Origin of the sequence: Vibrio profundi (assembly GCF_043642225.1) — a bacterium.
Lineage (GTDB): Bacteria > Pseudomonadota > Gammaproteobacteria > Enterobacterales > Vibrionaceae > Vibrio > Vibrio profundi_A.
Genome location: NZ_JBHZSF010000001.1, coordinates 25,287 through 36,820 on the forward strand (window position 1 = coordinate 25,287; position 11,534 = coordinate 36,820).

An 11,534-nucleotide genomic window follows, 5' to 3' on the forward strand; every position below is an offset into this window, starting at 1 on the left:
CGCACAGAGTAGAATAACGGTATAGCTAGCTATTAAGCGCTCAACAATCGTTGCGTTCTAAATTGAAAGTGTCCAGAATCTTCACAGCCTGAGTTTTTACGCGTGGCACTTTCTAGCTCGAAAGTGCCCCTTTTTAATTTAGTCCTCAATCAAAGGGGAAATGAATTAATAATGATTTGACCTAATTCATCTTATGCATGTAATCTTATATCGATACAATAATAGTAGTGATATAGGGAACACTAATTGCGCTGTGAATGATCTTTTGAACAATTGGTGTTGAGACACCTAGAACAAGAAGTTTTGACACGGTTCACATAGTATCTTCACAGGAGCAGCGCTGTTATTTATCGAAGGCTTCAAGAAAACTCCTTCAGGATAGCAATATTTCTTTATATCAAAATGGCGAAGCCTCGAACGAGGGAACATGGAAGACGCAATACAAGTTAGAACTGCTAAGCGTTCAGATTCATCTAATATTTTCAGATTTATCAATGATCTCGCTAATCACGTAAAAGCCAAGAGTGATGTCAAAGCGAGCATCAATGATATAGAGGTCAGTTTGTTTTCATCAGACTCAACTGCTCATGCCCTGATATGTGAAGTTAATGATGAGGCTGTAGGCTTTGCGGTGTACTTCTACAGCTACTCTACATGGTTGGGTAAAAACGGATTATATCTAGAGGATCTTTACGTAGCGCCAAAATATAGAGGAATTGGAGCGGGAAAATCCATACTTAAACACTTGGCAAAGCTTGCTATTGAAAATAACTGTGGCCGTTTTGAGTGGAGTGTTCTCGACTGGAATGAACAAGCTATGGACTTTTACAAATCATTGGGAGCGAAGCCTCAGAACGAATCGGTAGTTTACCGTTTAGCAGGCAATGACCTAAAGAACTTAGCTAGATGACATTCTTACATGATAGGCCCCAAAAATCATAAAGTAACGGGTTATTTTAGATTTGGTCGCTTATAGAAAGCCCACCCCTTTTAGAGTTTGTAGAGTTCAATGACCCTAATTCACGCAAGATGGTCGCAAGGAAGATTGATATGGATTTCAGAAGCTTACACTTTCAATCAGAACCAGTTTTGATATGTAACGTTTGGGATGTATCGAGTGCAGTTATCGCGGAGCAGGCTGGTTACCAATGTATAGGTACATCTAGCGCAGCTATTTCTGGGATGCTTGGGTATTCAGATGGTGAAGACATGTCTTTTTCTGAGCTGCACGATCTTGTCGCGAAGATTAAGAGTCGAACAACCATTCCATTAACTGTTGATATTGAAGCTGGCTATGGGGAAACAGTATCTGAAATTTACGAGAATATTAAGGCGCTTACTGAAATTGGAGTCGCTGGAGTTAACATCGAAGATAGTGTAGTCATAGGTGGAAAGAGAGTTCTTAAAGATCCATATGTAATGGAAAATACCATCTCTGGTTTGGTAGAACTACTACGTGCATCAGACATTTCCATATTCTTGAACTCAAGAACAGATGCTTATTTGGTCAAAAACGACACTCCACTTGAGGAAACAAAGCGTCGTATATCCTTGTATCAGAAGGCAGGTGCAGATGGCATTTTTGTTCCGTTTTTAGAGGAAAAAGAAGATATTAAGGTTCTAGCGGAATTTGCGGATCTACCTCTGAACGTAATGTGTACCCGACATTTGCCGGATTTTAGGACTCTTACTGAATTAGGGGTAAAGCGCATAAGCATGGGGAACTATGCATATAGTAGGATCTATAAAAAGCTAAAAAAAGACTTGTTGGAAGTCGCCGATAGTCAATCATTTGCACCACTTTTTAGTAATGTCAATTGAGTTAGAGTGAAGAGAACTCTCTCCCAAACTTCTTAGGTGGGCGATTTTGTCCACTACTTCCATCTCTGGCACTGCGTTCAGCGGTACCTAATCACGATTTGGGATACTAAAACTTATGCGAAGGATAAATTGTAGCCAATGGCCCCAACTCATTAATGTCCAACTCCAAGTTAATTACGTGATTAACTTATTGCTGCCGAGGCACTCGCTGGATAGCAATGTGAACACAGTGTTCACGAACATTGTGGTATGCTCAATGTTCAACGGAGCACTTTGGTAAGCGCAGTACTTTAGTACTTCCCAATCTGTACAGTCATTAGCATAGTAATGGCGAATATCTTCAACAGTTAACTCATTGAGCGAGTCTGCAATACATCCCATAAACCACTTTAGAGCCGGATGTTTTCTAACTGTATCTGCAATCAGCCAGTTTAAGTATTCAGCTTCATTCATTGTTTAATGATGTCAGAACGTTACTATTAAAAAGCACTATAAAAGTATGGCTATTAGCGTTGTAGTTATCAGATTCTGTAGAGATCCAAGACTCACTAATTGATGCCCAAACTGTTTTAGAGCATGTTTGTTATGAAACATTGGGATTTAATTTATTTTTGCAAATATGGATTCGATTAGGAATGAGTGACTAAAGAGGACTCTATTAGAGTGAGAGTCCTGTCATTAGAGTGATAATCAAGAAATGACGGCTGTGATACTATATTCCCTATATGTTTTACCACCTAGAAACTCATCTATACTTTTAAGCCGTTTGTGATTTCGGCTATACCATTCGCCCGTACGTTTTGGTCGAAAGGTTTTACCAACTTTCCAAGACTCATAGTATGTTAGAAACATTGGAACATAAATCATGTGGACATCCCTTCCGGTACCGACCATCACATCTTTGGGGCGCGCGCTATTGAAGTCAGCTTTACCGAACTTTTTTATCTCTCCTTGATAAACCATCGCCATCATAACGGCATCCATCTCTCCAGCATTATTTGTCCCCCTTCCTTCACTAAATAGGTTCCAGAACTCCATCGCAAAACTCCCATCACGTAGAACACTAATTAGCATTGCTGCCATGATAGATGCATTAAACATAGAAGGGTTTAGATCCGTATGTTCATCAATATGCTTCAGAGCATTAACAACTAAGGGGTGTTTCTGCTTTAACTCATACATGGAATCATCTGATATAGAGGTATTATTGTTAAAGGCAACCTCAATAGCTGTTTTAATTCCTCTTTTTAAATAAAGGGCAACGAGGTACTCTACCAAAAGCGTCACGAAGAGCCGAAAACACTTTGTCTAATCCTGTTTCAACCGCTTTATTGCTATCATAAGACCTGTAATACTCTTTAGCCTCTTCTTCTGAGGTGACGGGGAATATCAAGGCTGTTACTTGATTCGGTTTATCTAGTTCTTCCGAGTCCCAACGAAAACATCTCGTATGTCCGTCCAGCTTCCAGCATTGGACTAGCTCTTCAATAAATGACTCCTCGGTAAGCGGTAAATCATCTTCATTAAAAATGGCAGCTACGGAAACTACTGTATGTGTGGGGTTTGGATACTTAAGGTGATGCTTTCCAGCCTTTTCTGCTCTTGCTAGTGTGTCACGCTGTCTAGGGTTGTCTTTGAGTAAAATGAATGTATCCGTATTCATTTTTACCACGATGGGGTTGAGATGTGGGTCTTTATACATTTTTTCGTACCTATGACTAAGACCGAGGCAATTCACGTTGATGCGGAATATAGTCATTTTGTAGAATTACGTATTCACTGTTGAGAACACACATAAGCCTTCTGAGTTTTTAGTGTAGCGGCTTCCTCTCCACTCCCTTGACGGTGCTCTTTATCTGTACAAAATTCAACCACCGCTATCAAGTTCATAGAGACCCTAGTTCCATTCTAGTTATTTATAATAGGCCACCCTTTACTTTCACAGGACTAATTGTCCTATTTTCCTCTTGATAAACTCAATTTTATGTCTACTAAGACCTAAATTATTAAAACTTGGGAAAGTTATGCCCCAAAATTTGTTAAATCAAATACTCTACACACGTTACGGGGCGTGCGTTTTCCCTACTAAACTTATTCGATTACGTTGATAACTGTTCATTCCCGTCATAGCCGACATCATACAGTCTAACGTCACTTAATGTTTCATAACTTGTTGATTATCAGTTGAGTTAATATGAATCACATTGCAATATTAAGGAGTAAAAGACGAAAATTCGTCGTCTATCTAATAAGTGTTAGGCTTTTTTCGAACATGGAGCGTAAAAATGAAGCAAGACTTTTCTAACTTAGCGACAACCGAGTATGGAAACATACTAACTAATGACCACTTTATTGATTACAACATCGGCCCTCTTTGGCAAGGTATGCCGCGCATCTATGGGGAGGCATTCACGGTTCAGTTAGCCTCAGGTGATAATTTAATGCTTCATTCGGCGATATACGAAGCGCCTGAAGGCTCCATAGTCGTCGTGGATGGCGTTGATAGCGAATATGCAGTCGCGGGAGGCAACGTATGCGCAGTTGCTAAGAAGCGAGGGATAAAAGGCTTTATTATTGATGGTGTAATTCGGGACTTGGGTGAAATTTCAGATATGAGGTTTCCAGTTTATGCAAAAGGTGTTCATCCTGTACCAGGCAAGAAAGAGGTCTATTGTGAGTTGGGTGTTTCAATTACTTGCGGGGGGGCAAATGTATCTACGGGAGATCTAATTGTCGCTGATGTAGAGGGTATTGTGGTTATTCCTAAAGAAAGAAAAGAGGAAGTATTGTTATTGGCCTCAAAGAAAGCATCTGAGGAAGCGTCATTAACTTTATCTGAGTGGGAAGCGAACCACAGAGCTAAAATAGCTCAAGCAATAAGCTCTGCCAAACAAAAAGCCTAACGAGCATTTAAGGCTTCAAGATACTTTTTCTAATCGATATCGAGCGCGTTAGCTCTCAAACTCTAACGCGTTTCTGTCCAAAGATGTGCTGACGGGGTGTGTAACACAGAAATGCCCCAAAAACATTTAGATTAAATACTCTGCACAATTGAGAGGACGTGCGTTTACCCTACTAAAACTTATTCGATTGAGTTGATAACTGTTCATTCTCGTCATTAGGCGACATCTTGCAGTCTCGTCATGTGCCATAACTTATTGATTATAAGTTGAGTTAATATGAAAACGATGGCATTACCGAAAGATGAAAGACGACAATTTGTGGTCTAATAAGCGTTAGGTTTCTTTGAGCCACCCCGTAAATACAGGGTGGTTAATTAAAGACTAGACAGTTGCACCGAGGTGGTGTTCAATTCTATCCACCACTTTAGCATCCTCTAACAGATCAAATTTTCGAGCGAAAAGATTAGGGCTCGATATTAAGTTGGAAATATCGGCCATTGTAAATGTCCTTGGCCTTAGCTTTATGTCTCCATCTGGTACCCAATCGATAAAACGCAAATCATCTTGAACTATTTCACCATGACAATCGTTATTCATCATAACCGTTTGGAAAAATCCCTCATCAGCAATAAAAGTATTTTTATAAAATTCTTTATAGGGCTGAGATGCATCCGTATTACAGACAAAATCACAGAACTGTCGCGACACAATCATCCATTGAGTGCCTATAAACGGTGTTATTCCTGACATGAATTTTCTGGCTATTTTAGGTCGGTAAATATGTCCTTTATATTCAAAACACATATTTTCTATGCGATTCATCGTTTCGGGCCTAGCTTCATTTTGGTCTAGTGCTCGAATGAATTCCTTGTCTGGATTATTTGACAAAAAGTCATGAATATATGGCTGAGTTTTCAATGGAAAATCTTGTCCACTTAGGTTTATAAAATGAGTCCAGCTTTTATTCATATTTAATAACTTAGCCATACCACGAAGTTCAATATTAACTAGGCTATACCCACCCCATAGCGCATCTTCTGATTCAAGAATTTCTGCATTTTTGTAATCACCTATAAACAAAGATATTTCATCTAAAATTTCTTTGCCAGAAGTTTTGTCAACATGGATAACGTAGTGATTATTTGGATGGTATATGGCATGAAATAACCGTTTAAATTGATCTGGATAGCGGTGAACGAGAATAAGATAAGCAATCATTAGATCATTCCTTGAGAAATCTGGAATATTTATTTTCACGCTCCAGTTGTCTCAGTTAGTGAATGTATGCTCTGAGTGGTAAGGCGTGTTCTTATCCTTATACCATATGGGGGCTCTGTCTTGATTAATCAATAGCAATGAAATATAAACCTACAAGCAATTTAAGGCTTCAAGATACTTTTTCTAATCCAATTTTGGCACGTTAGTATCCATACTCTAACGTGCTTTTGTCCAAAAATTATTTAGCACACCATTATCAAAATTCGGATACTCAAACTTTCATCATGCAACCCTAACGGGCTGCATGATTACGTTGATAAGGTTCACTTAATCAACTTAAACACGGAATGGCGTGGAGCCGGATTGGGACAAGCTTTCAGATTTAGTCACATCGAGGTTAAGACATTGACGCCTACCATAACTATTTAGCCATTACCCTTCGATGTTTTAATGAAACTCCTTCAGCGCCACCAAATTAACGTTAAGAGCGCCTCATTATGTATTACCTATGTAATACATAATGGCTTTAATTCATTTTGTCGATCAGTTTGATTAACTCTTCATCATCGATATTGCTTCGATACAAAACCAAAGCTCGAAACAATTTAGCGGCGGATACACTTCGCTCAGTCAACGCCTGTAAATCGTCCACCCAATCGCCTATTGCTTGTTTATCGCAAAGAGACATTCTCAACGTCAATGGAGGAACTTTATATGACGTAGTCACCTTCTTCTTAACGGTGGTAATCCCATTAGATTTACCTGAATCTTGTTTTTGGGAATTTGAGATCGCAGTAATAGAGCCGCGTTTTTTCAACTTACTCATATGTATTACCTATGTATTACACTTTTCGATAATAATTGACGCGAGTTTGCGATAATCATTATTGACAAGAGAACCCGCCATGTAAAAACGTACAGGCATGGAAACAGCATTGGCTTGACCAACATGTTCTGAACGACGAATGGATACCGACAACACTTTATCTTGTGCAACCTCTAGCTCTTCTTCAATAAATTCATTGATGATGGAGTTTCTCTGATCAACCTCATTTCTCAAAATCAAATAGTTTGCGTCATCATCTTTTATCTCAGAAACCGCTTCAAGAAGAGGGCTAATACCATCTAGAGAGAACGCACCGGAATCAACTGGAATCAAAATCAGATCGGATGCTTGGATCGCGTTGAGAGTTGTTAGAGCTAGGTTTGGTGGGGTATCTAAAAGAATAAAATCGTAAATATCAACCAACTTACTTAATTGCTTCTCAAGAATACGCTCTCGATTAATCTTTGTTAATGACGTTTCGATAATCCGAGACAACTGGAAGTCAGCTGGAACAATGTCTAGGTTTCTAATTGGATAATCGTCAAGCAATGCTGGTCGAACTAAATCAACGACCGACACAACCTTAGGTTTGTCGAACATAGCAGCAATAGTGTCTTCAAATTTGAAATTGCGTTGCCCTGTTAAAGTCTTAGAGCAGTTTCCTTGAGGGTCAAGATCTATAATTAACACCTTTTTTCTTCGCGTTAATTCAGCAGCTAAATTGACTAGGGTTGTGGTTTTCCCTACCCCACCTTTTTGATTTGCGGCACAAATAACGTTAGTTTTCATAACAAACACCAAGATGTATTACATATGTAATACACAAATAAGTTATAGAAAGTTCCCCTCTAAAGGGTCACTCGCACTTGGGGCTCTTTGCCCAGTCCAGCAGAAGACCCTGTGAAGGCTCTCAAGCTAAGATTTTAAGAGCTATAGAAACGATGACTCTTTAACATCAATAGAATCAGCACCAATAAAGCTGTATCACTTTTGAGTAAACTTCTAGAGCCTTCTCTCACCGCTTTTATTGCAAATTTAGGCTCACCAATTGCGAGCCTAAATTCTTAAAGCCACGTAACGAGGCCTACTATCTCTATGCTGAGTTCTCTTGAGACAGTATTACTTCAGGGCTATTGACGGTCTCTTGACTCGCATCGTTCTGATACTCCGTAAGCACCAAGCTCATTAAATAAATACCGATTTCAGCACGACCTGTAGCTTTTGTTTCCACGGCAACAGAATCAATAATAAAACTCATCACTTCAACTAGGTGGTTGTCTTCTAAAGATGACATATCCCTCTCCAATTAATGTTTGAATTTACCAATAGATACCGTTTTATGACTACGTGGTTGCGCAGAACATCACAACCTTGTGGTTACTACTATTTTTATTCAAGGAAATGACAACTTAGACAAGGTGCTTTTTTGCTTCATCACATAACCCACTAAGTACGGCTCAACAGGAGCAGATATCTGATGTACAGCATCATTAACATGACAAATCGGCCCGTTTCGTTCGCTCATAGCAAGTGCAGACCTAACTCGTTCAAGTAAATAAACATAACGACTGATTGTCTGACGACACAGGCGAGCCATACGAGCCACGCTACCAATCGTAAGTAGTTGGTTGCACCGAAGTAGACGTTGACAGGCGTGGACAATGCGACGAGCTGTATTCGTTCGGCGTATCCGGTGCGTTCTCCTGGCCGCTCTTCGCTGCCTTTCATGCAAACTCAAGCGTCTATCCAGTTTCATCACGCCGCGCTGACAGTCTGCTCTGGCAAAATACTTATCCCAAGTCCAACGAGATACGCTTTTCACTAGTGCTTGAACCTCACTACTTGGCAACGCTGGACTCTCCGGCATAGCGCTTACATTTTTGTAGCGCGCAAACCCCTCGATCCGTGCTTTAAAATCGATATAACATCCCTGCTCTCTTGCCTTGCCAACAATGCTGTAAGCGTACTGGCGGGTGTGTTCAAACAGTGTGCAGTTTCGGGAGTAGGAAGTATCATGCGCTTTTCGTTGCCACAAACGCTCTGTCTCAAGTTCAAGGGAATCTGCAAGCTCACCAAGCTCGTAAACACTTCGGTGGAGTTCGGTCGTCAGCCACTCAGCATGAAAAGGCGTTTTGGCCACTGGACCACAGTAGCTCATATCAGCCTCTAGCCTTAATGCAAGTGCTCGATAAATAGCTTGGTAATAAGCGATGGGTTTGGCGTTTGCGTTATCACTGGTGCAAACAGGCACAATGGCATAAAAAAGATGGGCTTTGTTGCTGGTGCGATCGCGCACAATCAAGTTCGGCGGTGGCAGCCCTTCATCTTGCCAGATGTAGGGATTTGGCAAGGCACGGTGTTCATGATCAATATCGAACACCATCCAAGCCTTCATATCTTTACGATTGACTTGCATGTATGACCACTTTACAGCGTAGTCACGTGGCCTAACGAGCATAGCGGTTTTATTATCGCTACACCTCGAAAAATAAGGCGCTTCCTCAATCAAGCGAGTTTTCAACGAATACGATGGGGCTGTGATATGAGCCTGGCCTGAACGAATCATCGTCATAATAAGGTCAACACAATTTACTTCTTAGTGCGCCAAAAAGCGCAAGGCCAAACACTACCTTCATCGTGGTGAATATCATCACGCTGGCTGAGTTGCGTTTAATTAGATCTCTCGATCGAACATTGATAGCAATGCCCTCTTTAGCGTCATTTTCTAAGACTAAATTGAGAGAAAGGCGGCATTCTTGATCTACCTTATAATTTAAGGCCTGAAATACTTGATGGTTCACAGGGTTTACCTTGTCTAGCCCCCTCCCAAGTTAGGAGGAGCCATTGGCAAAAATCAGGCTAATGTATATAACTTAAAGCCAACGTTTTCGGATCTTGTCTATTCGCTTTTCAACACCAAGTAAACGTATCCGCAGACGCACTTGCGCCAACACATGAAGTGTGTTGTGTAACTGGCGAATTAAGCTCTTCTGCTCGTGTAATAACGGGGAAAGCTGACGCCGATAAAGCTCATGTCGAATTTGCCTGACTTTTATAAGTCCTCTGCGTATGTCGTTCTCTGTCAAAAAACTAGAAGACCTGTCTGGGCATGGTTTATGGTAATGAACTACGGACATCGCTCCTCCAAATTGATACACGCTTACCCTGCCCTGACGACAGATTCAATCTCCATACATGGAGAGACATCTTGACTGAGTTTTTCAAGGCTATTGATGATCAAAACATGGTTACTGATACTGGCCTGTGCCGTTTGAACAATCTTATGTTTCATCGTTCGACTCAGCTCTTGCTTACCAACACAATCAAGCGCCATACGAGACAACTCACCAGAATAAATGGCGTTATCTATTGCCCGTCGCAACAAAGTCGCTTCAGTTTCGTCAGGAGGAATAAGAGCTGTTACTACACCCAGTCCTATAAGTAACGCGTTCACAATGGAATGATTCCCACTTATTTTTGAGATCGTAATGAGCTCTGTACAGCTGAGAACATGGGGTTGCTCGGGGTTGAGTTTATTGCGCAGCATAGTGGCATTCATATCCACGGCCTTTGCTAACTTGGTCATGTTCTCCGAGTTCGCAAATGCACAACACGCTTCATTAAATGCCTTTTTTTTAGAGCCACGGAATTCGCACATTGAGTCAATTTCGTTCATAGCGAATACTCAATTGAAGACAAACGGGACGAAAATGAAAGCCCAACCAAGGACATTAAGCCAAAGTGGGCAATGCTCTTTGGTAGGGATTAAGGAAAATAAGCGCATGGCAACCTACCCTAACTTTTCCATGGTTTCACGAGTCGCCATTTCTACTAAGGCGATCATGTTGATTAACGGAGTTTCTTTACCTTTTGCTTTAGTTTTAATAGGTAAGCGACCATCAGCAACCCAATCCATGATGGTACGTTTTGGCATTCCAGAGAACTGAGAGTATTGGTCATACGTCATGAAAGGCGTATTTAGGACTACTTGATATGAGAGCATAATGATATCCTGTTAAGTTACTAAATGCTTTATAACGGTCTAGTGAGCTGCACCTCGCTAGTCATTGAATTGAATTTTAAGTGATCATTTGAATGACTGTCAATAAGAAAATAGAACCATTTGAATACATTGGTGGGCGCGACTTCACATCTAAAGTCGTAAAAGTCATGAATTTAGAACGTTACAATCAGTTAACTGAAGTTCTCGGCGTGAACAAGGGTACAATTTCGACTTGGCACACTCGCAACATGACACCATTTGAGTTAGCGGTACGCATTCATTTGAGTGAAGGAGTGTCTTTGAAGTGGCTGTTGTTAGATGAAGGAGAACCTTTTCCTGATCAGAACGTACAAGATCACGTCTCCAAAAAGAATGAGGCTAAAACTCTTTTAGATTTAGATTACTTCACTCTGACGAATGGAAAACTTGTTGGAAATGAAACATTAGCTTTCGATAAGAGCTACTTAGATAAGCTTGGAGTTTTGAATGTAATGGGCATCGAGCACGATGGAACTACATTCATTGTCGATAAAGAAGTTCACCAAGCAGTAAGCGGAACATACCTAGTCGATATGGATGGCCTACTCTCGCTAAACGACATTCAGCGTTTACCAGGCAAGAAGCTAGCCATCAGCTTTAACGGCTCGACCCTAACAGTCGAAGAAGATGATGTAAGGGTTGTGGGTAGAGTTGCATTGACGATGGTAAAAAAGTGATTTGCAGTTTTCTATGAATATTAATATCTGTCAGTTATAGGTAATAC

The 11,534-nt window shown here is 40.6% G+C and carries 14 protein-coding genes; 4 read left to right on the forward strand and 10 right to left on the reverse strand.

Annotation, left to right across the window (positions count from 1 at the left end):
- Positions 1–427: 427 nt before the first annotated feature.
- Both ACHUFI_RS00135 and ACHUFI_RS00140 read left to right on the forward strand, forming a co-directional pair.
- On the forward strand, positions 428–910 hold the full coding sequence (locus ACHUFI_RS00135; protein ID WP_394246020.1) for a GNAT family N-acetyltransferase: 483 nt from the start codon (positions 428–430) through the stop codon (positions 908–910).
- Between the two features lie 140 nt (positions 911–1,050).
- Positions 1,051–1,821 (forward strand): isocitrate lyase/PEP mutase family protein, encoded by a 771-nt coding sequence (locus ACHUFI_RS00140; RefSeq protein WP_394246022.1) that lies wholly within the window; start codon positions 1,051–1,053, stop codon positions 1,819–1,821.
- Between the two features lie 174 nt (positions 1,822–1,995).
- Here the strand turns inward: ACHUFI_RS00140 and ACHUFI_RS00145 are convergent, their stop codons facing one another.
- From ACHUFI_RS00145 to ACHUFI_RS00155, 3 genes are all read right to left on the reverse strand, one after another.
- Positions 1,996–2,274, reverse strand: coding sequence for a hypothetical protein (locus ACHUFI_RS00145; RefSeq protein ID WP_394246023.1), 279 nt, complete (start codon positions 2,272–2,274; stop codon positions 1,996–1,998).
- A gap of 237 nt (positions 2,275–2,511) precedes the next feature.
- Positions 2,512–3,108: a hypothetical protein gene (locus ACHUFI_RS00150; protein ID WP_394246025.1), complete on the reverse strand. Its 597-nt coding sequence runs from the start codon at positions 3,106–3,108 to the stop codon at positions 2,512–2,514.
- Positions 3,056–3,523, reverse strand: coding sequence for a hypothetical protein (locus tag ACHUFI_RS00155; RefSeq protein ID WP_394246027.1), 468 nt, complete (start codon positions 3,521–3,523; stop codon positions 3,056–3,058). Before ACHUFI_RS00155 ends, ACHUFI_RS00150 begins: the two co-directional genes overlap by 53 nt.
- Positions 3,524–4,106: 583 nt before the next feature.
- Here ACHUFI_RS00155 and ACHUFI_RS00160 point away from each other — a divergent pair.
- Entirely contained in the window at positions 4,107–4,724 is a 618-nt protein-coding gene (locus ACHUFI_RS00160) for an RraA family protein (RefSeq protein WP_394246029.1), read from the forward strand.
- Between the two features lie 381 nt (positions 4,725–5,105).
- Here ACHUFI_RS00160 and ACHUFI_RS00165 read toward each other — a convergent pair whose 3' ends face one another.
- From ACHUFI_RS00165 to ACHUFI_RS00195, 7 genes are all read right to left on the reverse strand, one after another.
- Positions 5,106–5,942, reverse strand: coding sequence for a beta-1,6-N-acetylglucosaminyltransferase (locus ACHUFI_RS00165; protein ID WP_265688999.1), 837 nt, complete (start codon positions 5,940–5,942; stop codon positions 5,106–5,108).
- 526 nt (positions 5,943–6,468) lie between these two features.
- Positions 6,469–6,768: a hypothetical protein gene (locus tag ACHUFI_RS00170; protein WP_394246031.1), complete on the reverse strand. Its 300-nt coding sequence runs from the start codon at positions 6,766–6,768 to the stop codon at positions 6,469–6,471.
- A gap of 9 nt (positions 6,769–6,777) precedes the next feature.
- The gene (locus ACHUFI_RS00175; protein ID WP_394246033.1) at positions 6,778–7,557 is read right to left on the reverse strand and encodes a ParA family protein; all 780 of its coding nucleotides are present in this window, start codon (positions 7,555–7,557) and stop codon (positions 6,778–6,780) included.
- Between the two features lie 304 nt (positions 7,558–7,861).
- A complete protein-coding gene (locus ACHUFI_RS00180; protein WP_394246034.1) occupies positions 7,862–8,062 on the reverse strand; it encodes a hypothetical protein in 201 nt (66 codons plus the stop codon).
- 99 nt (positions 8,063–8,161) lie between these two features.
- Positions 8,162–9,331 (reverse strand): replication initiation protein, encoded by a 1,170-nt coding sequence (locus ACHUFI_RS00185; protein ID WP_394246929.1) that lies wholly within the window; start codon positions 9,329–9,331, stop codon positions 8,162–8,164.
- A gap of 597 nt (positions 9,332–9,928) precedes the next feature.
- The gene (locus tag ACHUFI_RS00190; RefSeq protein WP_394246035.1) at positions 9,929–10,444 is read right to left on the reverse strand and encodes a phage regulatory CII family protein; all 516 of its coding nucleotides are present in this window, start codon (positions 10,442–10,444) and stop codon (positions 9,929–9,931) included.
- Positions 10,445–10,558: 114 nt separating this feature from the next.
- Entirely contained in the window at positions 10,559–10,771 is a 213-nt protein-coding gene (locus ACHUFI_RS00195) for a hypothetical protein (RefSeq protein WP_063522797.1), read from the reverse strand.
- 92 nt (positions 10,772–10,863) lie between these two features.
- On the opposite strand from ACHUFI_RS00195, the gene ACHUFI_RS00200 reads away from it, so the two are divergent.
- Positions 10,864–11,487, forward strand: a complete 624-nt coding sequence (locus ACHUFI_RS00200; RefSeq protein WP_394246038.1) for a helix-turn-helix domain-containing protein — start codon at positions 10,864–10,866, stop codon at positions 11,485–11,487.
- The last annotated feature ends 47 nt before the right edge of the window (positions 11,488–11,534 follow it).